Source organism: Gottfriedia sp. NPDC058432, from assembly GCF_042721555.1.
Taxonomy (GTDB): Bacteria; Bacillota; Bacilli; order Bacillales; family Bacillaceae_G; genus Gottfriedia.
Genome location: NZ_JBHXLC010000018.1, coordinates 1 through 24,289 on the forward strand (window position 1 = coordinate 1; position 24,289 = coordinate 24,289).

Consider the following 24,289-nt stretch of genomic DNA (forward strand, 5'->3'; position numbering starts at 1 on the left):
CTTTAATAATATATAAAGTTTTTAGAATTCATTAAATCATGTACTAGAGGTGTAATCATGCTGATTTTTGTGGATGACGAACAAAAAAAGTTTCATCTAACAAACGGAAGAATTAGTTATGTATTTTATGTCATGAAAAATGGTCAACTTGGGTCTTTGTATTTTGGAAAAGCAATTGACATTCATTCAAATTTTACTCATATCCAAAATGACAATTCTTCTACAACATATACTTCTTATTATTATGCTGATCGATCAATTAGTCTTGAAACGATTAGACAGGAATATCCCGTATATGGCACTTCTGACTATCGTGAACCGGCATTAAGTATTCGTCAGTTAAACGGTAGCCATATTACTAACTTTATCTATAAAGATTTTACAATTACAAAAGGGAAACCAATTTTACAAGGTTTACCTGCCACTTATACAGAAAATGAAGAAGATGCTGAAACAATTCAGATTGTTCTTGAAGACTCAATTCTTAAAGCTGTGCTTGTCATTTCCTATACAATATTTAAAGATTTATCAGTTATTACTCGAAGTGCATATATTTGTAACCAAGGAATTGAACCATTTTATTTAGAGAGATTCATGAGTGCAACGATTGATTTTCCTGACCATGATTTCATGATGATTCAGCTAAGTGGTGCATGGTCTAGAGAGAGACATATAAAGGAACGTCAGTTAGTGATGGGTACACAAGGAATCTCGAGTTTGCGAGGCTCAAGTTCACATCAACATAACCCATTTCTTGCCTTTAGAAGAAAGGAGACTACAGAAAATCATGGTGAAGTATTTGGTTTTAATTTAGTTTATAGCTCAAATTTTATTGCTCAAGCTGAAGTTGATCATTATGATATGACTCGAATCACGATGGGAATACATCCGTTTCGATTTACCTGGAAATTATCTGAAAACGAACACTTTCAATCCCCTGAAGTAGTGATGGTGTTTTCTGATCAAGGAATGAACGGAATGAGTCAAACTTATCATGATTTATATCGAAACAACTTAATTCGTGGAAAATGGAAAAATAATGAACGACCTATATTAATAAACAATTGGGAAGCCACTTATTTCAATTTTAATGAAGAATCCTTACTTCAAATCGCAAGAGAAGCAAAACAACTTGGGATTGAATTATTTGTATTAGATGATGGTTGGTTTGGTAAAAGAAATAATGCAACTAGCTCTCTAGGCGATTGGTATTCAAATACAGAAAAATTCCCTAAAGGAATAAATAGTTTTGCAAATCAAATTAAAGAGTTAGGTTTAAAATTTGGTCTTTGGTTTGAGCCTGAAATGGTTAGTCAAAATAGTAATTTATTTAAAAATCATCCTGATTGGATTATTTGTACACCTAATCGACAAGTTTCTTTAGGAAGGCATCAACTAGTCTTAGATTTCACGAGAAAGGAAGTTGTCGATCATATTTATAAAAAAATGGCAGATGTTATAAAAAATACAAATTTGGACTATATAAAATGGGATATGAATCGAAATATTACTGAGGCTTATTCTAAGAAGTTAGCTAATGATCAACAAGATGAATTTTTTCATCGGTATATTTTAGGTGTGTATGAATTATATGAACGACTAGTAAGTGATTTTCCAAATGTGTTATTTGAATCATGTGCTGGCGGTGGTGGTCGATTTGATCCTGGTTTATTGTTTTATGCACCCCAAGCATGGGCTAGTGATAATACAGATCCAATTGAACGATTAAAAATTCAATACGGTACCTCACTACCATACCCAATTTCTAGCATCGGATCACATGTATCAGCATCACCTAATCATCAAACATTACGTTATACCCCATTATCAATTAGAGCCAATGTCGCATTCTTTGGAACATTTGGTTATGAATTAAATCCTTCGATACTTACAAAACAAGAAAAAACAGAAATTAAATCGCAAATACAATTTTACAAACAGCACCGATCATTAATGATGAACGGAGATTTTTATCGGTTACTTGATCCTTTTAAGGATAACGAAGTAGCTTGGATGGTAGTAAGTAAAAACAAAAATGAAGCCATTATAGGCTGGTACAAGATATTAGCAAGTCCAAATCCACCGAAGTACCAGACTTTAAAACTGACAGGTTTAAATCCAAATACGAAATATTTACTAAACAATACAAATCGCACTTTTTATGGAAACGAATTAATGGAAAATGGAGTCCCCTTACCACCCGAATTTAATGGTGCCAATAAAAAAATTGCAAAACGAGCAGGTGATTTCCAATCTTGCATCTTTCATCTTGTTTGTTGTGATTAATTGAACGAAACTAGTACTTAATGTCTTATAAAAATGATATATTGACCAATCAAACGCTTGTCTTTTCGTGCAATAAATCTTGCAGATGTGCGATAAACACAAGCGTTTTGATATGGTCGAAAACCATTCAATATTAAAAAAGGTTCTTAAGCTTTCAATAATTCCTCAATTGTCGCTCTCATCTCTTGAGGATTTGTTTGAGGAGCAAATCGTTCAATGACTTCACCATTTTTATCAATAATAAATTTAGTAAAATTCCATTTTATTGATTTTAACCCCATAATACCAGGAGCTTTTGAGCTTAAATATTTAAATAGTGGATCTGCTTTGTCACCATTTACATCAATTTTTGCAAAAACAGGGAAGGTTACACCAAAATTCAATTCACAAAAACTTTGAATTTCTTCATTTGAACCTGGTTCCTGATTCATAAATTGATTACATGGAAAACCAAGAATTTCTAATCCGTCTTCTTTATATTCTTCATATAATGCTTGTAAATCTTTATATTGAGGAGTATATCCACATGCACTTGCAGTATTTACAACAATCACAACTTTATCTTTATAATTTGAAAGAGATACTTCTTCGCCCTTGCTATCTTTTACTTCAAAATCATAAATACTCATTTCACATTCCTCCTTCTTCCTTATAATGTTAATAGTAATTATTTTCCATCAAAAAGTCTATTCTAATTACTATATTTTGAAAAAAACCTTCAAACCTATTAGTATTTAAATTATAGTTTAATTAAACTAATTTCTTCACCTTTTAACTAAAGAATGGAGGTAAGTGTATGCAAGATTTAGGGTTTAATACATATTTAATTGATTTATATGATTTATCGTTTCAGGAACGAACGGGTAGCTATATTATATTAGATGAAGATATTACAATCATTGAAACAAGTGCAAGCCCTTCCCATGAGTATTTATTAAAAGGTTTAAAAGAGTTACAAATTTCATTTGAAAAAATTAAAAATGTTATCGTAACACATATTCATTTAGATCATTCAGGTGGCGCTGGCTTGCTAATGGAAAAATGTCCAAATGCAACTCTTTTTGTACATCCAAAGGGAGCTAGGCATTTAGAAGATCCGACAAAATTAATTGCGAGTGCAAAACAAGTTTATGGTGATGATTTTAATCGTTTATTTAACCCAATCCTTCCAATTGACTCTACTAAAATTTATCAGGTAGCCGATAGTGAAGAGCTTGTTATTGGTAAAAATCGTAAACTAACATTTTTACATACTCCAGGTCACGCTATTCATCATATTTCAATTTTCGATTCTTCTAGTAAATTTATGTATACAGGAGATACTTTAGGTATTTATTATCCACAGCTTCAAAAGGAAATCGGTACGTTTATTTTACCATCGACATCACCTAATCAATTTTCATACGAAGCAACTCTAAGTTCATCAAAAAAAATTCAAGAGTATAATCCGGATGCTATTTGCTTCGGTCATTATGGATTAACTAGAGATACAAATTTCGTATATGCGTCTTTAAAACAATATTTAGATCGTTTTATAAAACTAACTGCTACCACGATTGAAGAAAATAAGGAAAAAGCTTTTTATGAGAAAAGTAGGATTCTGTCAGAAGTATTATACAACGAAGTAAAACAAGATCTTCAAATTAAGAATATAGATAAAAGTAATCCGGTTTTCCAGATTATTAAATTAGATTTGGAAGTTTCAGCTATGGGATTAGTACTGGCTATGGATCAAAATTAACCAAATAAAAAACTTCAGCCATTTGGCTGAAGTTTTTATTATTTTTTACCCTTTTTTACCGGTTTATTTTTGCTCGAAACAGGTTTTTTGTTTTGATTCGAAACTGGTTTTGTTCTTTTTTCATTTGATTGATTTTCATTCAATTGTTTTTCGTTCATTTCGATTTTTTGTATTTCGCCATGTGAAACGGTTAAATGTTCAAAAAACATTTTTTGCGTTCCTCTTAAGCTAAATAAATTCTTTTTCTCTCGAGGTGTTACCAAGTTTATAACAGTACCTTGTTTACCCATTCTTCCTACACGGCCACTTCGATGAGTATATTGTTCAACTTTTTCTGGTACATCAAGTGTTATAACGTACGGTAACTCTTGCAAATCAATTCCTCTTGCTGCTACATCAGTAGAAAATAGTAAAGTAGTTTTACCAATTTGAAGATCTTTTAAAACTCGGCTTCTTTCCATTTTCCCTAGTTTTGAATGCAGTACCGCTGTTTTAATTCCTCTAAAGTTTAATTTAGAAGCGTATCCTTCAAGTTTAAATGGATCATTACTAAATACGATTGCTTTCATATTTTGAACAGAACCAATTCTTCTAAGTAATTCTAGCTTCTCTCTTTCTTCACAAGGAATAAACCCATGGACTATATTTCCTTCCAAGCTTTGTTCAATCGAAATTTCTTTTAGATTTGAACTTGTTTCTTTTGCAAACTGCATTGCTGCCGGTGTGATTGTTGCCGATAAGAATAATAGTTGGCGATCTTTCATTGTTGCTTTGACAATTTGCGGTAAATCTTTTTGATCATCCGTTTTTAATAATTCGTCTACTTCATCAAAAACAATTGTCTTAACACAATGCATTTTTAATTTTTTCTGTTTAATTAGTTGTGAGATACGCCCCGGTGAACCAACGATAATTTTAGGCTTCTGTTTTAATTTTTCAATCTGACGTTTTATATCAGCTCCACCAACAATTGAAGCAACCTTTATATTTGTATTTTGTGTATAGTCTTGGACAACCTGAAAAATTTGCATTACAAGTTCACGAGTTGGAGCCATGATAATAATTTGAGGATTTTCTTCCTTTTCATCAACCTTATTAATCAATGGTAAAACATATGCAAGTGTCTTACCAGTACCTGTCGGAGATTGCGCTATAACATCGTTCCCTTCTAAAATTGCGGGGATTGCTTCCTCTTGAACTGGTGTCCATTTCGTAATATTATTTGCTTTTATTTTTAAGATTGTTTGTTCTGCTAATTGAAAATGTTCCATTTAAATCTCCTTTAATATTTGCTCATCGTACCATTGTAACATTATTTCTGTATTATGTACCAATTCTTCTATTAGATCGAAGTCATCTTCGGTCATTTTATTTTGAAATTTTATGTTTACTGACGATTTAATGATATTTTTATCTAAAATAGACTGTTTAATGTTATAAAATGGAGTGAATTGTTCAGTTGTCTTATTTTGAAATAAAAGTAGACTTCTTTGAATGATTTCGATTTCTAATTGTTTAGGAAAGGAAAATTCAATTTCAATATAACAACCTACTTCAGTTTTTCCATTAATTAATTCATTATATAAATCACTAGCCGTTGTATTCATTGAAAATGTGCAACTAGTTGTCTTAGTCGACTTGTTTAGCTTCCTAAATTTAATTGAGAATAATCGATCCATCTTGGAAAGATTAACAAAGTCATTTCGATCGATGATTTCATATTCTCCGTCTAGATCTTTATCATATATAAGCCCTTCTATTACAACCTTCATATTATCAAAAGCGGTCGGATCAAACATTATTTAAACTCCTTTAAACTATAGATTCCTTTAGTTCGCTTATTTTCTATTATGTATCATATTAAACGAACCACACAAAAAATAATCCGATAAAATCGTCTTGATTCAAATTTTATCGGATCAATTTTTATTTAACTATTTCAAATTGGCTATTATAAAGATTTGCGTAGAAACCTTCTTTTTCCATTAATTCATCATGCGTACCTTGTTCAATTATATCGCCATCCTTCATACAAAGAATCAAATCTGCATTTCGAATAGTCGAAAGGCGATGCGCAATCACAAAACTTGTTCTTCCTACCATTAAATTGTCCATTGCTTTTTGAATGAGTGCTTCAGTTCTCGTATCAACACTACTCGTTGCTTCATCTAAAATTAATATTTCAGGATCTGCCAAAATTGCTCGAGCAATCGTGATCAGCTGCTTTTGACCTTGGGATATATTATTCACTTCTTCGTTAAGTATCATATTGTATCCATCAGGCAGGGCTCTAATAAAGTGATCAGATTGAGCAGAAATAGAGGCATTTTTAATTTCCTCATCTGTTGCATTTAGTCTTCCAAAACGAATATTATCCGCAATGGTACCATTAAATAGCCAAGTATCTTGCAGAACCATTCCAAATAATGATCTAAGTTCATCCCTTTTATAATTCTTTATGTTATGTCCACCGATTGTGATTTCCCCACTATTTACATCATAAAACCGCATTATTAAATTTACAATTGTTGATTTACCAGCTCCTGTAGGCCCAACAATTGCAATTTTTTGGCCAGGTTTAACGACTAAATTAAAATCATGAATTATCATTTTTTCAGGTGTATAACCAAAAGCAACATGATTAAAGCGAACATCACTAGTAACTTCATTATGCTTAATTGATAGGGCATTTGTTACTTCAGGTACTTCTTCTTTTTCTTCTAAAAATTCAAATACTCTTTCTGCTGCAGCTGCAGTTTGTTGAAGTATATTTGAAATATTAGCAATTTGTGAAATTGGCTGCGTAAATGAACGAACATACTGAATAAAAGCTTGAATTCCTCCGACTGTCATTGATCCATTTGCAGTAAAATATCCACCTAATATACAAATAGCAACGTAGCCAATGTTTCCAATAAAAGCTGTAATTGGAATCATAAGTCCTGATAGAAAATTTGCTCTCCATGCCGATTTATATAACTCATCATTATACTCACTAAAGGCTCTTGTAGATTCTTCTTCACCACTAAATGCTTTTACTAAAACATGATTTCCTAACATTTCTTCTACATGTCCATTTACTTTTCCTAAATATCTTTGCTGGTTAATAAAATGTTTTTGAGATTTTTTAACGATCATCATGACAAATACCATTGAAAGAGGCAATATGCATAGTGCAACTAAAGTGAGTTGCCAGCTGATCGAAATCATCATAATTGTTATACCAATAATTGAAGTAATCGATGTAATTATTTGCGTTAAACTTTGGTTTAATGTTTGATTAATCGTATCAACATCATTTGTTATTCTAGAAAGAACTTCACCGTGACTAGTTTGATCAAAATAACTTAAAGGTAATTTATGAATTTTATCATTTATATCACTTCGAAGCTTATAAGTTACTTTCATCGTAACACCACTCATTACATAGCCTTGAAAATATGCAAAAAGTGAGCTTAATAAATATAAACCGATCAACCATAAACCAATTACACTTATTTTCCCAAAGTTAATTTTTCCACTACCACTAATTTGTTTCATGACACCAGAAAAAATTTCATCTGTCGCTTTCCCAAGAATTTTTGGCCCTAGTATTGTAAACACAGTTGAAATAATTGCTAGTATAAAAACAAAAATGATCGTCTTTTTGTGTGCTCCTAAATACCCCATCAATTTTGTCATCGAACCTTTAAAATCTTTCGCTTTTTGACCTGGCGCCATTGGAATATTTCTTCCAAACATTTGACCAGGACCACGACGAACACCCTGATTTTGAAAAGTATTTTTATTAGAATTGCTCATGCTAATTCCTCCTTGGATAACTGCGATGAAGCAATTTCTAAGTATTCTGGGCAATTTTTCAGAAGTTCTTTATGAGTACCTTGGCCTACAATCCTACCGTTATCTAAAACAACAATATGCTCTGCATTCATGATCGTATTTACGCGTTGGGCAATGATGATCATCGTTGCCGATTCTATCTCTTCATTTAACGCTTTTCTTAGAGCAAAATCCGTTTTAAAATCAAGCGCAGAGAAACTATCGTCGAAAATAAGAATTTCAGGTTTCCTTGCTAAAGCCCGAGCAATCGAAATTCTTTGTTTTTGGCCACCTGAAACATTATCTCCACCTTGAGAAATTTCAGCATTAAATTCCCCTTCTTTTTGAGAGATAAATTCACTAGCCTGAGCGATTTGGGCTACTCTTTCCATTTCTTCATCAGAAATATTTTTATTTCCGTATTTTAAATTAGAAGCAATTGTCCCTGTTAATAATAGACCTTTTTGAGGTACATACCCTATTTTAGTACGTAAATCCTTTTGCTTTACTTCCCTTAGATTTACACCATCAACTAAGACTTCTCCTTTGGAAACATCATAAAAACGTAATATTAAATTTGCAATTGTTGTTTTCCCCGAACCAGTTGGACCAATAATAGCAGTTGTTTGTCCTGGCTTTGCAACAAATGAAATATCATTTAGTACATCATTTTCAGCACCTTCATAACGGAAACAAACATTTTTAAATTCAACAAATCCTTTTTTATTCGCTTCGAAGTTTTTATGAGACTTTGGATCGATAATTGTTACTTCAGTCGACAACACTTCTGAAATACGTGCACCAGAAACAGCAGCTCTAGGAACAAGGATAAACATGATTGAAATCATTAAAAATGCTGTGATGATTTGCATTGCATATTGCATAAATGCGATCATATCGCCAACTTGCATATTAGATTTAGCAATTTGATGGGCACCAACCCAGATAATTAAAAGTGATGACCCATTCATAATCAACATCATTGAAGGCATCATCAGTGTCATGATTCGATTAACAAATAAATTCGTTTTCGTTAATTCGCTGTTTACCTCTTGGAATCGCATTTTTTCATGTGAAGCATTTCCAAAAGCTCTAATCACCATCAATCCCATTAAATTTTCTCTTGAAACTAAATTTAATTTATCTATTAACTTTTGAATTAATTTAAACTTTGGAATAGCAACTGTCATGATTATCATAATTAAAGAAAGTAGAACAATCACAGCTAATGCAATAATCCAACTCATCGAAGCAGATTTATTGATTGCCATTATGATTCCGCCAATCCCCATTATTGGTGCATAACAGAGCATTCGTATCCCCATCATTAAAAGAGTTTGAATTTGCATAACATCATTTGTACATCTTGTAATCAGAGATGCCGTTGAAAATTTATCAAATTCATTGTTAGAAAAGCTTTCAATTTTTTTGAAAACATCTTTACGTAAATTCCTAGCAACGCCAGAAGCAATTCTTGAGGACAAGAAGCTGACTAAGACTGTAGCTATTCCTCCAAGTAAAGCAATCGCAATCATAATCAATCCAATTTTAACGATATATAGACTTCCTAATTTGTGTAAATTAACGCCTAATTCTGTATAAAATGCTTTCGTCATCATAATACCACTTTGAGTTAGTAAGGTTTTATCCGATGAAATAGCTTTATTATGCGCATTTATTATCACATTTTTGGAAAGTTTATCAAACATTGGCTGTAACTCATATAGTTTAGTTACATTAATCTTATTTGAACGCGGCGTACTGCTAGTTTGTGCATGACTGACTTTTCCAGCAGATTCTTCTTGGATTATATTAAATAACGTCCATGTAGATACACCAAATGATTGATCAAGTTGTTTTTCTACATTCTTATTTAATTTTTTCTTTACGTATATGTTCTGATTTGCCTTTTTGTAAATACTTATGTATGTTTTCCCTTTTGAATTTTTATCAGTTGTAGATTTTAAATCATAATTATTCATTACAATTTCTTTTTCTTTATCCGTCATAAAGGTGGTCATTAGTTTCATACCTTTTTGACTAATTGCATCTGGAGCAACGTGCAATATACCATTTTGCTGTATACCATTGTTTACTATTTCAGACATATAGTTAGGTAAGTTCAAATCACACATGGCCTGACCAAATAAAAATAATATAGCTAAAATAATACTTGTACTAAATGATTTTAAATACTTAGCTAACTTGATCAAATGAGCATCTCTCCTATTTTGTTGTATTTTGGCTCCTAAACACTAACTCATACTGAAAAAACTCGCATCAAATGCGAGTAAATTTTTCAGTTTGAATTATTAAGTTAATTAAAACAATCCTTTTGGACGTCCTAGTTCATCTACGTCCATATTTAATGCAGCTGGTTTTTTCGGTAAACCTGGCATTGTCATTACGTTACCTGTTAGTGCAACAATAAAACCTGCACCAATTGATGCTTTAAGTTCTCTTATTTCTACTTTAAAACCAGAAGGTCTTCCAACTAAACTTGGTTGGTCTGATAAAGAATACTGAGATTTTGCCATACAAATTGGTAGGTTGCCCCAACCATTCTCATTAAATTCCAAAATTTGTTTTTTCGCTTTAGGAGAAATATTCACTCCGTCTGCACCATATACTTCTTTTGCAATTTTTTCTATTTTATTTTCAATTGAATCAGATAATTCATATAAATAATTAAAATTTTCTTTAGGATTTTTTAACATATTAACAAGTGATTCAGCTAGCTCTACGCCACCTTTACCGCCATGTTCCCATACTTCTGTTAAGACAATCTTAATGCCATTGTCTTGTCCCCATTGTTTTAATACGCTAATTTCTTCTTCTGTGTCAGAAATAAATTTATTAATTGCTACAACAACAGGTACATTGAATTTTTGAACTGTCTCTACGTGCTTTTCAAGGTTTTGGATTCCATCTTTAACCGCTAAAGCGTTTTCATTAGTCAATTCGTTTTTATTTACTCCACCATGCATTTTTAATGCTCTAATTGTTGCAACAATCACAACTGCGTCAGGTGTAACACCTAAAGCTCTAGTTTTAATATTTAAGAATTTTTCTGCTCCTAAATCTGCACCAAAACCAGCTTCCGTAACAACATATTCCCCTAATTTCATAGCCATTTTAGTTGCAATAACACTGTTACAACCATGAGCAATATTAGCAAATGGACCACCATGAATAATTGCTGGAGTGTGTTCAATCGTTTGAACAAGATTTGGTTTAATTGCGTCTTTAAGTAATAATGCAAGAGCTCCTTCTACTTTTAAATCTCCAACAGTTACTGGAGTTTTATGTATAGTATAGGCAACAACAATTCGTTTAAGCCTTTCTTTTAAGTCTTGAATTGATGTCGCTAAACAAAGAACTGCCATAATTTCAGAAGCAACAGTTATATCAAACCCATCTTCTCTTGGAACTCCACCAGATGGACCACCTAAACCTACAACGACATTTCTTAAAGCGCGATCATTTAAATCGACTACTCTCTTCCAAGTAATTCTACGCACATCAATTTCAAGTTCATTTCCTTGATGGATATGATTATCAATAAATGCTGCTAAAGCATTATTGGTCGTAGTAATGGCATGGATATCACCGTTAAAATGCAAATTAATATCATCCATTGGTAAAACTTGAGAATAACCTCCTCCAGTTGCACCGCCTTTTACTCCCATTGTTGGCCCTAAAGAAGGTTCACGTAATGCAACGATTGCATTTTTGCCAATTTTGTGGAAAGCTTGTGCAAGTCCAACAGTGACCGTAGATTTCCCTTCACCTGCAGGAGTTGGATTTATTGAAGTAACTAAGATTAATTTACCATCTTCATTTTCTTTTAATCGGTCTAAAATTGATAATGACAATTTAGCTTTATAATGACCATAGTTTTCAACTTCTTCATCAAAAAGATTTAAATTATCTGCAATTTCGGTTATTTTTTTCATTTCTGATTCAAAAGCAATTTCTAAATCTGACTTAACTTGACTCATTCAATCATCTCCAATTGCACTTCATTATAATCAAAATTATAGCACAATTTTACAAAAAATTCATTTTTAAAAATTCGAAATTCTTTCATCAAATCATTCAAAATTACTAATACTTTCTACTTATCAATGGAATCCAAAGTTACATACTAAAGATAAGGCATTAAAAGAAAGGAGTGTAATTTTATGTATCGTCATACAAAGCATAATGAACATAAACGTAATCACAATTTACCAAAGGATCAAAATGAAGAATATAGTGCAGAGTTTTATCCCACAAGGAATGTGTTTTATTCGGAAACAACTTCAGATAAATCTCATGCCTCTGGAATTGTAATTGGATACGTAGCTCTATTTTTTTCACTATTTTCGTTATTTTTAATGCCTGTTATATTTGGGATTGTTGGAATTGCACTTGGAATATACTCTGTAACTAAAGGTCATTCCACTTTAGGATATACAGCAATTGGGTTTGGATTATTTTCGGTAATTGTAACTATTTTCTATAATTTATTAATTGTCTTAAGTGCAATACTTTAAGAGTAGATTAAAAAATAAGCAAAAAAACCTTTAAGGTCCTTTCAGAATAGATGTACTTCATCTACACACTGAAAGGACCTTAAAGGTCCATGATATTCCTTCGCAAACGAACACTTACTCCATTTTTACAAATCGAAAGACAATTAATTTTCATTAAACTTGAACTACAGACCATTCGTCATCTTTCTTTGAATAAGTTAAATTTGCAATATGATTTGTGAGGTCGCGATACTCTTCAACATTTTCTAAAATTTCATCTACACCAGAATAAAAATCAACTCGGAAAATAGGGATTTCGATTACCTTTCTATTTTCAACTCTTTCACTTAAATCGATTATTAATCCATCCTCCATTAAAGGATATAATGTCAACATTAATTTAATATTGATTGGATTAATTTGTTTTGAACGATTAAATATATTTAAACTTCTTCTCTGAAGTTGTGTAATTTTATAAGATATAACATTACAAAGCATAAAAATAAAATCATTAGTTCGTTTATAATAAACTTTTTGATACATTCCATCACTTATATTCATGTATGCAAAAGAATTGTTTAATCTTGGTATAAAAGGTTTTTGTAATGGTTCTTTTTTGTGAGCAAGATACAGTAATTCTGCGATTTCTTTAGGCTCTAGCTCATCTAAATCTGCTAATTCTTCAAAATCGATCCAACAAAGGTCGTCATGTTCACTATGTTCTAATATAAATTGATTAATATCTTCTCTTTCAACATAATAAAAAGAGGAATTTAAATTAAATTCGGACCATTGAATATCGTGTTTTAGCAAAAGAATGTTTTGAAGAGGAAAAGGAAGTCCTTGAACAAACTCTTTATAATTTATGCCTGAGGTTATAAAGCAATGATTATGGTTATCACCATAAATATAGATAATATCCTTTATTGAATCAATTCCCGCCAACGATATTGCCACCTTTAATTTTTTTCTTTATCATATCATACTTTATACTAAATTTATCATCAAAAATGATTAATTTCATTCTTTTTATCTAATATTTTTATACATTTTTTACCATAATTCCGTATGCTCTACCTCAATAATAATGTTATACAGGAGGCCTACATAAAGCAGTAGTTTTTGTTTGAATTGGTTCTTTCGTAACAGAGCGAATACTCCATTCACCGTCATCATTTGAAAAATTAAATTTAACAAGAGTGTAAGGTGGTTGTTGATCTTGTTTATATGCAATTAATTGAATTGTTGCCCCGAATACGTATGTACCATTATATTTCTTTTTTAGATTTGTGATTGTTGCACAATTATATTGTTCTCCTGGACCGAACATTTTATATAAACGGTTATTTATACTAGGAAAAAGAATTGATAACACTGCATCTTCTAATACTTCATTTTGTACCGCAAATGCATTTGCCGGTTTTGATGTCCCAATTAAGCATATTAATAGTATGATAATAAATCCTCTTTTCATATCTAATCCTCCATCTTAAGGTTTTAACAAATTACTTAGTATCTATTCTTTACAATTTACTGATGGTTATGAAAGAGAGTTTAAATGAACAGGGAATAAAAATTATAAGGAATAAAGAAAAAAGAAGACCATGAAAAGTTTTTTCTTTTCTCGGTCTTCTTTTTAGCTGTTAAATACACTATTGATGATCCCAATAGTATTTGCTCAAGATATCTGAGAGCAAGTCAATTGTTCTATAAAGTTCAGGTAATGTATTATCGACTCCACCTACTTCGATTAATATCGAGTGTGGCGATAAATCTTGGTTATAAACGCCATTTCCTTGTTTATAGTTTTTACTAAATATTCCTCTTGTTAAACCTTTGTTAAATTTCATAATTTCACTATTTAAATCTTTCGCTAACGCTAAGTTCTTTCTATAATTTTTGTTTTCTACTCCGACAATAAAGTATAGCTTTGCGTATTTTTGACCATCAATCTCAGTTGTTGTCACATTTTTTCTTTGATCATCACGATGTATGTCAATAAGATAATTTAAATCATTATCTTGAGCAAGCGCATTTTGTACAACCAATCTAGACATTTTATATGAACTTCCCCAATTCCAATTTCTTTTCGTCAATTCAGATCCAATATTTGTTTTATCGTCAATCGCACCAATGCCATTTGCTTCTAAATTATTTTTTAATCGTTCACCTAGTAAGCTTACATTTACTTTTGGAGAAGAAGCTTGATTTGGTGACTTTGCACCTGGGATTAAAGGTAAAAATGATTCCCAGCTATGTGTGTGGTAAATAAAAAAGACATCTTTTCCATTTGTAGTTTTTGATGGTGGATTTGCTGGATTTTTAATTGGTTCATTCACTGGATCTTTAACAGTTGGATTTTGGTTAATTTCGTCAAGTGTTAAGCTTGATTCGATTGGAAGATTCGTAAAATCAATTCCTTCTCCAGCGACTAATATATTATTTTCGAATTTTGTCATACTTGATATTTCATGTACTAATAAACTTTTTGGATCGTACAGTCTAATATTGGTAATAAATGAAAAAAGAATATTACCGAGAGGTTGTCCATTTTTATTGGAATCATCACCTGACTTAAAATGACCGTTTTCATATTCAAACGCTTTAATAAATCCTTCATAACTCATTTTTTCGAACCATTGATGTACATAATATGATTTGGTATTTTTCATTGATGTCACAAATAAACTAGCTAACAAAAATAATAAGACAATGCCTACAAAGACACTTGCCGTTACACGTTTAAGATTAATAGATTTTATATATATTGATTGTCTCATTAAATCACCTCTAATAAATCGTATGTACAAGCCCTATAAAATAGAATGAAAAAATTATTAAATCCTATCCTATTAATTACTCCACCACTATAAATGAGTGTGATTAGACTATAAAATTGTTCGACACTTCATCATTTTAATCCACTCACATTTATGAATTTTATTAGAATTTTGATTAGTAAAATATAAAAAAAGAGCTGCCTTAATAGGCACCTCATAAAAAAGTTCGCAATTCAATTAGCGTAAAAGCTCTTTTTTTAATAAATTACATATTATTATTATTGTTGCAACGATTGAATACTGTAAACGGATTTGCAACACAACTATTTCTGGCAGCTTCTAATTGAGTATCACAAAATGAGCTTGTTGCTGGTGATACCATACTATTATTCATATTTCTATTTCTTCTACATCCACTACGTCTATTATTATTCATATTTCTGTTTTCGTTTCTGTTTTCGTTCATGTTTCTGTTTTCGTTTCTGTTTCTGTTTTCGTTCCTGTTTCTGTTTTCGTTCCTGTTTCTGTTTTCATTTCTGTTTTCATTTCTGTTTTCATTTCTGTTTTCATTTCTGTTTTCATTTCTGTTTTCATTTCTGTTTCTGTTATGGCTATTATTCATATTTTCACTCATTACTCTATCATTGTCATGATTTCTATGACAATCACAGTCATTACATGGTCTACGAACTTCAACAAACTCTCTCATATCTCTTACTGGAGATACTTCTTCTCTTTCTTCTCTTCTACGATTGCAACCACAAAATCCCCACATTTAAGAACACCTCTATAATTATTTATTGTACATTTATAACATACGTAGAAATTTAGATATTGAATGTGTACATGTCTAGATATGAACAAGTTTTTTATATTATTTTTCGATTTAAATTGATAATTCGGTAAATGAAATTTTTAAAAAGCTCACTTTTATAAGAATTTGTTAGTTGTTTATCCTGAAAGTAAAAAAAAAATGAGCCAATTAGGCTCATTTTACTTGTTGCGGTATACATACGCATCTTTTGGTGGTTGAATTTCCTTAATATTAGTGACATCTAAATAAGGAATGTTTACTTTAAATGGTTGATAGTACATTTGTTGTATATTACCAGTAGCTTCAATCCATTGATCATTTTTAAACGTTTGTCCATTAGGTAAATCAATTAGCACTCCATATACACCGGAATCGGCAACACAGTGAATAATGCCAAATCTAAATAAGAAAACCTGATTTTTCTTTAATCCTTTTTCATGATAAATAAAGCCTTTATAGGTCAATTGCTTACCTAAATATTTTCCAGGCTCATCGTATAAAACTTCCATTCCTTTAAGAAAGTCATAATCATTTAGGACAATACTTTTTTTATTTATATATTCTTTTGATTCTTGTTTAATTAATTTTTGATATCCTTCTTGCCCATAGTAAATACTTAAATCAGGCTTTAAATATTGCCTTTCCATGAAAGGATCATTATTCCCTGGTTCTGAAACGGGGAAATGAAACCCTTTTGCTTGTACAATCGTAGAGTCCAAAGTTGCAACTGGTAAAAATATACCGGTAAACAATGGAAAGATGAATACTAAGCCATTTAAAAACTTTTTAAAACCTTTAGCTTCCTTATGAACATGTCCATGTACACAAGTATGATCACAATTATGATCATGATGGTGGTCATGATCGTGGCTATGCTCTTCATCTTCATCATGACTCGTTCTTAAAGTATGAATTACTTGAATTAAAGTTAGAAATGCAAATAATATCGCAGCTGTCAAAGATAAATAAGAGTATTTCATATTAATATATTTTGAGATCGTACCTTTAATATGCAATTGCATTAAAAAGAAGGTAAATCCTAATAGTACATATGCTCTTGCCATATTGATTCTCCCTTAAATGAGTAATGTTGTGAAAAACGTTAATACAATAACTAACCCAATAATAATGAATACATATCGACTTTTGAAATGTTGGAATAACATTAATGTATTTTTTATGTCGATCATTGGACCAATAACCATAAACGCAACGATTGAGTTTAAAGAAAACGTACTTTGAAATGAAGATGCTACGAATGCATCAGCCTCAGAACAAAGAGATAAAATAAAGGCTAATGCCATCATTACTAGAATACTAGCAACTTGTCCATTACCTATATGCATTAACGTTGAAGTTGGAATAAATGTTTGTACGAATGCTGCAATAAATGCACCTAAAATTAAAAATTTACCCATTGAGAAAAATTCCTCTATAGCATGTACACAAACACTCCATAATTTTTTCCTAGCAGGAATTGAATGATCAACTGGAATTGTAACTAGATCGTGTTTTAATGGATTCTCAATTTTTAAATATGATAATACGATACCAATTATATAAGCAATGATCATAGCAGCTCCAGCACGATAAATAACCATTTCAATATTATTACCAAATGCAATAAATGTTGCAAACAGTACAATTGGGTTAATGATCGGCCCTGTTAACATGAACGCGACCGCTACATAGTGTGGCACACCTTTTTTGATTAGCCTACTTACAATTGGGACAATTCCGCACTCACAACCTGGGAAAATAAATCCCAATAAAATAGCTACTAATACTGCTAGATATCTATTTTTTGGTATTAACTTAGATAACATTTCCTCAGTAATAAATATTTGAATGATCCCCGATATAAAAACACCAATTAAAATAAATGGCAGTGCTTCAACTACTATCGAAATAAAGATCGTATTCATTTGTAAAAACGAATGATAAAAATTCGTACTCATAATCTCTCTCCCATGTACTTTTTAAAAATGAAAACTCACAAAACCTCCGAATGACCGGCGGCTTTGTGAGTTAAAAGTACCTTTTTTTCCAAAATATTAATGCAATTGTTGTTGATAATATTGCAGATATACCTATTACGATTGGAAACGCATGTGGAATATTTGCTAATGGGATATGATCAACGTTCATCCCATAAAAACTTGAAACCATTGTTGGAATTGATAAAATAATTGTAATAGAAGTTAAAAATTTCATTACAATATTTAAATTATTTGAGATAACCGAAGCAAATGTATTCATCATTCCACTTAAGATATTACTATATACTTCTGCCATCTCTATTGCCTGTTTATTTTCAATAATAACATCTTCTAATAAATCTTCATCATCTTCATACATTTTTAAAATATTCCCTTTAAGAATTTTTTGCATGACAATTTTATTCGATTTTAGTGAAGTCGTAAAATAAACAAGACTTTTTTCAAGGTTCAGCATTGTAAATAACTCTTGGTTTCTCGTAGATTGATGTAATTCGGCTTCAATTTCATTTGTTTTGCGATTAATTTGTTTAAGATAACGTAAATAATATGATGATGTCGTATGCAATAGTTGAAGTGCAAATCTAGTCTTTTTAAATGTAAAAAATCCTTTTACTTTTTGGTAAATAAATCTTTCAAAGATCGGATTTTCACTTAAGCAAATTGTCACAAACGTGTGAGATGAAATAATCATCCCGATTGGTATTGTATCAAAAATTGTGTGCCCATTATCATCATGAGCTACAATTGGAATATCAACAATAATTAGAGTGTGTTCCCCTTCAACCTCTATCCTTGAACGTTCTTCATCATCAAGTGGGTCTTTGATAAAATCTAAATCTAAGTCTAATTTTTGAACTAGATATTGAATTTCTTGTTCTGTTGGATTGATCGCATTGATCCAGCAACCTTTTTCAATGACATCAACTTGATTTAGTTTCCCTTGTGCATCTGAAAGATAAAAATTTAGCATCTTAATTCACCTCTAATTCTGAAACAAAAACTACACAATAATAGCATACGAAACATTTATATATGTTTCAACCTTTATTAAAAAGAAAGTCCATTTTCTAATAATCAAGCGCTATCGGCTGGCTATTTTAGTGAGCATTTATACTATTCACAAATAAAGAAAAAGGCCACTTATAGTGACCTATTTTTTAGTATCCGCTTTTATAGAAATAATGCATATCACTTAATTCATCAATGTATTGATAAACTTCTAACTGACTTTGTAATTGTTCTTTTGTATGTAATGAATAATCTTCCGTATTCAATTGATTTTGAACATTTGAAAGAGTATTTGATAAATCAGATTTTAATGCATCATACGACATAGAATACATAAAATTCATCCTTCCAATTGAAATTTATCATATTATATGTAATATAATGTAAAACAAATCATATTTATTTTATTTTCTACCTTTAGCCACTAATTTTTTTATTAAAAAATATACAACAAATAGGGCAATCGCTATAATGATTAGCATCGGAGTATAAGGAGCTAAAACCTCTTTAGCAGTTTCCCAGTTCTTTCCTAATTTCTCACCTATTTTGATAAATAGTATAGACCAAGGAATGATTGCAAGAACTGTATAAAGTGTAAATTTACTTACTGGCATCTTTGCTAATCCAGCTGGGATCGAAATGGCATGTCTAACAACAGGAATAAAGCGAGCCGTAAACACTACTCCTACGCCATATTTTGAAAACCATTTTTCTGCTAAATCAAGGTGATGCTTATTAATTAGAATATATTTACCATATTTTTCAATAATTGGACGCCCACCAAAATAGCCTAACCAATATAAAAATAATTGAGCAATAGTTCCTCCTATTACCCCTGCTACTAAAGCACCTGCAAAATTTATATGCCCTCCGGCTACAAGATAACCAGCATATGCTAAAACAATCTCGCTAGGAATAACCTCGATCATTAATCCTAATGCGATCCCTAAATATCCTAATGACGCAAAAAATTCTAATATTTGATGTATTATATTTGTCAATAGGATCCCCCCTCTCAAAAACAACTTGTACTACAATGATAATACATAGGAAGATAAAATATGTCAAAATAAAGTAATACTCCGGTGAAAGTAACTTATTTCATATAAAAAAAGGCTGTCCAAGTCAGTGACCTGACAATAGAACAGCCTTTTATCATTTCTTAATTATTTAATTACAACGTTTTTGTAAGTGTAATCTGGTCCGAACGCATGCTCAATTAATCCAGTTACTTTTGGCTTCATAACGTATGCAATCGCACGTTGGTAAATTGGAAGAATTGCTGCATTGTCTTGAACTAAGATTTTCTCTGCTTGTAAGAATGCATCAGAACGCTTAGTTGGATCTAATAAGAAATCTGAACCTGCTTGAGAGATTAACTTGTCATAATCTGCGTTAGCAAATCCCATTTGGTTGAATGGGCTCTTACTAGTCCACATATCGAAGTATGTCATTGGGTCTTTATAGTCTGGACCCCATCCGCCGAATGAGATGTCATAATCTTTCTTAGAGTTTAAATCTAATTGTTGTGCAAATGGAACTGATTTAATGTTAATTTTTAAACCTGGTAAGTTTTTAGTGAATTCACCTTGTAGGTACTCACTGATTTTTTTGTTAGTTTCAGTATCTGAACCTAATAATTCGATTGAAACATCTTTCTTACCGATTTCTTTTAAGCCTTGTTCCCATAATGTTTTAGCATCAGCTTTATCGTATTTTACAAGTTGTCCAGAAGCATCACGGAAGTCTTTACCGTTAGCATCTAAGAAGTTACTTGGAGCTAAACCGTATAAAGGTACTGAACCGTTATTTAAGATTACGCTAGTGATTGCTTCACGATCAAATGCTTCATTTAAAGCTTTACGGATGTTAACGTTTTTAAGAGCTGGATTTTTCGATTCGTTTACACGTAAGAAGAATACAGTTGGCTCTTTAGTTGTTCCGTAGTCAGGGCTAGATTTATATTTGTCAACAAACTCTGCAGTTAAACCAGCACGGTCAACTTCACCAGACTCATATAAGTTTACAGCAGTTTGTGGATCTTTTACGATTTTAAAGTTGATTTCTTTTAAAGATACGTCTTTAGCATCATAGTAATCAGGGTTTTTAACTAACTTGTAGCTTTGATCATGTTTCCACTCTGATAATTCAAATGGACCATTGAAGATTAAGTTAGCTGCTTCTAAACCATAGTTTTTACCTTGAGATTCAACGTATTTTTGATTTAATGGTAAGAATGTTGGGAAAGTTACTAATGAATCAAAATATGGAATAGCTTTTGCTAATTTAACTTCTAAAGTTTTATCATCAACAGCTTTAACTCCTAATTGATCAACTGGTTTTTTACCAGTAGTAACATCTTCACCGTTTTGTAATACATTCAACATGAATGCATACTCAGATGCATTTTTAGGATCTGCAGCACGTTTCCAACCGTAAACGAAATCTCCTGCAGTTACAGGCTCACCATTAGACCATTTAGCATCACGTAAGTGGAATGTATAAGTTAAACCGTCAGCTGATTTATCAAAAGATTCTGCGATACCAGGTTGTACAGCATCATCTTTACCTAACACGTTTAGACCTTCCATAATGTTACCTAAAACGTTGAAAGATTCAGCGTCTGTACTAGTACTTGAATCTAAACTTGGTAGCTCAGCTCCGCCTAGTAAGTTCAATACTTGTGGTTTTGCTTTTGCTGTTTCTTTTTTACCTTCATTTGATTTGTCTGAGTTACATGCAGTTAAAAGCATGCTCACAGCAACAGATAAAGATAGAAAATACGATACCTTCTTTTTCATTAGATTGCCTCCCCAAAATTAAACAATTAGACTTAAAAACTATTAAAATATTCAAACAATTTTTATTGTCCGAATAGTTAATAACCTTTAACTTACTTTTTATTTTACATACTTTTTAGAAAATATCAACAAAAAATCGACATTTTTTTCAAAAAAATTAATAAATTTAAACAAATCTTTACTTTTTTGTAATTAAAAGTTACATTTTCAAGTGCTTTTTTGCATATTTAAATCAAAACTATTAATAATTGCCCCAATTTCAATAAATGTTTAAAGTGAGACAAATATGTATATTTTTTTCAAGTTTCAAGAAAAAATCATATAATTTTCTCTCTGCAAGCACAAAATAAAACAAGAGCCAGCGAAAAAAAGTAACCATCTGGACACCTTTTAACATTTACTTTTAAGATTTTACTTATGCACAAAAATAGAAAATAACCCCTTTAGTTTATTACCTAAAACTTCCTAAAAAAGAGAAGGGTGATCCCTTCTCTTTTTGTTTGATACTATTTATTTTTTTTGTTAGAAGCCCATTTGTAAGAGAAATCTCCGCCAAATTTATGCGCAATAATACCTTTAACTGAATCTTTTTGTAAATATGCACGGCCGCGTTGGTAAATTGGTGAAATACCAGCTTCATCCATAATTACTTTTTCAGCTTCTACCATATCATCCCAGCGTTTTTGTGGGTCTGCTTCTTTCTTTGCAGCATTTACAAGCCCATCATATTGTGGATTGTTGTATGCCATTTCATTGAATGGACTGTTAGATAAGAACATATCAATAAATGTCATTGGATCTGGATAGTCTGGACCCCAACCTGAGAATGAGAAGTCGTAATCTAATTTTTTCTCGTTATCAAGTTTAATTTCAAACGGTTGTGGAGCTACAGTAATTTTTAAACCAGGTAAGTTCTTCTCAAGCTCACCAGCGATATACTCAGCAGCTTTTTTGCGAGTTGTATCATCATAAGAAAGCATTTTCAGTTCAAATTTATCTTTACCAAGTTCTTTTTTAGCTTCTGTCCATAATTTTTTAGCTTCTTCGACATTATACTTGTTAAAGTCACCATTATGATCACGGAAATCTTTTGAATCTGGTCCTTTTACCCACTCAGAAGGAACTAACCAGTATGCAGGTTTAGAGCCATCATTTAAGATTGTAGATGTTATAGCAGATTTATCGTATGCTAAGTCAAATGCTTTACGAGCTTTAGCATTTTTAAAGATTGGTAGTTTTTCATTGAAACGGAAGAATACTAAACGAGCATCTAATTGAGTTTTGTATTCTGGGTTGTTTTTATATTTATCAACGTACTCAGAATCTAACATTACTTTATCAATATCACCGTTTTCATATAAGTTAACCGCAGCAGAAGTATCTTTAACTACATTGTATTTAATTTCATCTAACTTAACTGTATCCTTGTCCCAATATTTAGGATTCTTCTTCAATGTAAAGCTTTGCTCATGCTTCCAGTCACTTAAAGTAAACGGACCATTATATAATTGAGTATTTGCTTCTAAACCATATTGATCACCTTTAGACTCAACCCACTTTTGGTTTTCTGGTAAATATGTTCCAAAAGTTGTTAATTGTAAGAAATAAGGTGTTGGTTGCTCTAATGTAACTTGTAAAGTTTTATCGTCAACTGCTTTAACACCTAATTGATCTAATGGCATTTTACCATTGAAAATTGCCTCAGCATTTTTCACATAGTAAAGAATGAATGAATATTCAGATGCAGTTTTTGGATTTACAGCACGTTGCCATCCGTAAACGAAATCTTTAGCAGTTACAGGATCACCATTTGACCATTGTGTATCTCGTAAATGGAAAGTATAAGTAAGTCCATCTTTACTAACTTCAATCGAATCTTTTTTAGCAACACCATCTACTACTTCGTCACCTTCACCTAAACGTAGTAAACCTTCATTTACGTTGTTTAAAACTTCGAATGACATTGAATCAGTAGTTTTTGCTGAATCCATAGAAGGAATCTCAGTAGTTGTAGTTAATCTTAACGTTTGCTTCGTATCTTTCTGAGAATTGGTTGCTGTTTTTTCTGTGTCTTTGCCACAAGCCGCTAGTACTGTACTTAGTACTAATAAACTTGAAACAGTTGTTGCTAATCTACGCTTCATTAGAGCACCTCCATATATTAGTGATTTTTCCATTTTATAATTTACTTATTTTTCTGAAAAATCACTTATTACTTTTTCAATATACTACAAACTTTTCAGAAAAAAAAGTATTTTTTTAATATTTAATTTATTTTTTATTAAAATTTCTTCAAATCTTAGTTCAATTTTCACACTTTTTATAAATTTTAGTGTAGTTCAATATGATTGTATTACTATTCACATATTTTTTTGTTGCAAAAAAAACGCATTTTTTTTAAATTGTATGTCGATTCTACAAACATTTTATGAACTTAATTATTAGTTTCCATTCTTACTAAATTATGGGTTATAATATATCTTATTGAATTTGAATATATCTATTTTTATATCAATTTTAGGA

At 31.2% G+C, this 24,289-nt stretch carries 20 protein-coding genes; 3 read left to right on the plus strand and 17 right to left on the minus strand.

The genetic code is table 11. From position 1 onward, the window contains the following. The first annotated feature begins 57 nt into the window (after positions 1–57). On the plus strand, positions 58–2,286 hold the full coding sequence (locus ACFWM3_RS16875) for an alpha-galactosidase (RefSeq protein ID WP_056466429.1): 2,229 nt from the start codon (positions 58–60) through the stop codon (positions 2,284–2,286). Positions 2,287–2,432: 146 nt separating this feature from the next. On the opposite strand, the gene ACFWM3_RS16880 is transcribed toward ACFWM3_RS16875, so the two are convergent. Beyond that, positions 2,433–2,915 (minus strand): glutathione peroxidase, encoded by a 483-nt coding sequence (locus ACFWM3_RS16880; RefSeq protein ID WP_390312194.1) that lies wholly within the window; start codon positions 2,913–2,915, stop codon positions 2,433–2,435. Between the two features lie 167 nt (positions 2,916–3,082). Here ACFWM3_RS16880 and ACFWM3_RS16885 point away from each other — a divergent pair, with 167 nt between their 5' ends. Then, positions 3,083–4,027: an MBL fold metallo-hydrolase gene (locus ACFWM3_RS16885; RefSeq protein WP_390312195.1), complete on the plus strand. Its 945-nt coding sequence runs from the start codon at positions 3,083–3,085 to the stop codon at positions 4,025–4,027. Between the two features lie 38 nt (positions 4,028–4,065). On the opposite strand, the gene ACFWM3_RS16890 is transcribed toward ACFWM3_RS16885, so the two are convergent. The 5 genes from ACFWM3_RS16890 to ACFWM3_RS16910 form a co-directional block, all read right to left on the minus strand. Continuing rightward, complete coding sequence (locus ACFWM3_RS16890; RefSeq protein WP_056466438.1) at positions 4,066–5,298, minus strand: DEAD/DEAH box helicase; 1,233 nt, start codon at positions 5,296–5,298, stop codon at positions 4,066–4,068. Next, complete coding sequence (locus tag ACFWM3_RS16895; RefSeq protein WP_390312196.1) at positions 5,299–5,826, minus strand: hypothetical protein; 528 nt, start codon at positions 5,824–5,826, stop codon at positions 5,299–5,301. It abuts the gene before it with no gap. A 127-nt stretch (positions 5,827–5,953) separates the two neighbouring features. Beyond that, on the minus strand, positions 5,954–7,828 hold the full coding sequence (locus tag ACFWM3_RS16900; protein ID WP_056466444.1) for an ABC transporter ATP-binding protein: 1,875 nt from the start codon (positions 7,826–7,828) through the stop codon (positions 5,954–5,956). Then, positions 7,825–10,059 (minus strand): ABC transporter ATP-binding protein, encoded by a 2,235-nt coding sequence (locus ACFWM3_RS16905; protein WP_390312197.1) that lies wholly within the window; start codon positions 10,057–10,059, stop codon positions 7,825–7,827. The genes ACFWM3_RS16900 and ACFWM3_RS16905 overlap by 4 nt, the downstream gene beginning before the upstream one ends. Before the next feature lie 108 nt (positions 10,060–10,167). Next, positions 10,168–11,847 carry a formate--tetrahydrofolate ligase gene (locus ACFWM3_RS16910; protein WP_390312198.1) on the minus strand — a complete coding sequence of 560 codons (1,680 nt, stop codon included), beginning with the start codon at positions 11,845–11,847 and terminating at the stop codon, positions 10,168–10,170. Between the two features lie 183 nt (positions 11,848–12,030). On the opposite strand from ACFWM3_RS16910, the gene ACFWM3_RS16915 reads away from it, so the two are divergent. After that, positions 12,031–12,384 carry a hypothetical protein gene (locus ACFWM3_RS16915; protein WP_056466456.1) on the plus strand — a complete coding sequence of 118 codons (354 nt, stop codon included), beginning with the start codon at positions 12,031–12,033 and terminating at the stop codon, positions 12,382–12,384. A 153-nt stretch (positions 12,385–12,537) separates the two neighbouring features. Here ACFWM3_RS16915 and ACFWM3_RS16920 read toward each other — a convergent pair whose 3' ends face one another. The 11 genes from ACFWM3_RS16920 to ACFWM3_RS16970 all read right to left on the minus strand — a co-directional run bounded on the left by ACFWM3_RS16920 (position 12,538) and on the right by ACFWM3_RS16970 (position 23,910). After that, positions 12,538–13,308: a hypothetical protein gene (locus ACFWM3_RS16920; RefSeq protein WP_056466459.1), complete on the minus strand. Its 771-nt coding sequence runs from the start codon at positions 13,306–13,308 to the stop codon at positions 12,538–12,540. A 145-nt stretch (positions 13,309–13,453) separates the two neighbouring features. Continuing rightward, a complete protein-coding gene (locus ACFWM3_RS16925; protein WP_390312199.1) occupies positions 13,454–13,837 on the minus strand; it encodes a DUF3888 domain-containing protein in 384 nt (127 codons plus the stop codon). Positions 13,838–14,015: 178 nt separating this feature from the next. After that, the gene (gene spoIIP / locus ACFWM3_RS16930) at positions 14,016–15,143 is read right to left on the minus strand and encodes a stage II sporulation protein P (protein WP_286131557.1); all 1,128 of its coding nucleotides are present in this window, start codon (positions 15,141–15,143) and stop codon (positions 14,016–14,018) included. Between the two features lie 265 nt (positions 15,144–15,408). Continuing rightward, positions 15,409–15,918 (minus strand): hypothetical protein, encoded by a 510-nt coding sequence (locus tag ACFWM3_RS16935; protein WP_390312200.1) that lies wholly within the window; start codon positions 15,916–15,918, stop codon positions 15,409–15,411. 218 nt (positions 15,919–16,136) lie between these two features. After that, the gene (locus ACFWM3_RS16940) at positions 16,137–17,021 is read right to left on the minus strand and encodes a TIGR03943 family putative permease subunit (protein WP_390312201.1); all 885 of its coding nucleotides are present in this window, start codon (positions 17,019–17,021) and stop codon (positions 16,137–16,139) included. A 12-nt stretch (positions 17,022–17,033) separates the two neighbouring features. Beyond that, positions 17,034–17,915: a permease gene (locus ACFWM3_RS16945; RefSeq protein ID WP_056466474.1), complete on the minus strand. Its 882-nt coding sequence runs from the start codon at positions 17,913–17,915 to the stop codon at positions 17,034–17,036. Positions 17,916–17,985: 70 nt separating this feature from the next. Then, entirely contained in the window at positions 17,986–18,927 is a 942-nt protein-coding gene (locus ACFWM3_RS16950) for a magnesium transporter CorA family protein (RefSeq protein WP_056466477.1), read from the minus strand. A gap of 187 nt (positions 18,928–19,114) precedes the next feature. After that, on the minus strand, positions 19,115–19,300 hold the full coding sequence (locus ACFWM3_RS16955) for a hypothetical protein (RefSeq protein WP_056466479.1): 186 nt from the start codon (positions 19,298–19,300) through the stop codon (positions 19,115–19,117). A gap of 69 nt (positions 19,301–19,369) precedes the next feature. Beyond that, on the minus strand, positions 19,370–19,972 hold the full coding sequence (uptA, locus tag ACFWM3_RS16960) for an undecaprenyl phosphate transporter UptA (protein WP_390312232.1): 603 nt from the start codon (positions 19,970–19,972) through the stop codon (positions 19,370–19,372). A gap of 159 nt (positions 19,973–20,131) precedes the next feature. Next, complete coding sequence (locus tag ACFWM3_RS16965) at positions 20,132–21,766, minus strand: peptide ABC transporter substrate-binding protein (protein WP_390312202.1); 1,635 nt, start codon at positions 21,764–21,766, stop codon at positions 20,132–20,134. A gap of 506 nt (positions 21,767–22,272) precedes the next feature. Continuing rightward, complete coding sequence (locus ACFWM3_RS16970) at positions 22,273–23,910, minus strand: peptide ABC transporter substrate-binding protein (RefSeq protein ID WP_390312203.1); 1,638 nt, start codon at positions 23,908–23,910, stop codon at positions 22,273–22,275. Positions 23,911–24,289: the final 379 nt, after the last annotated feature.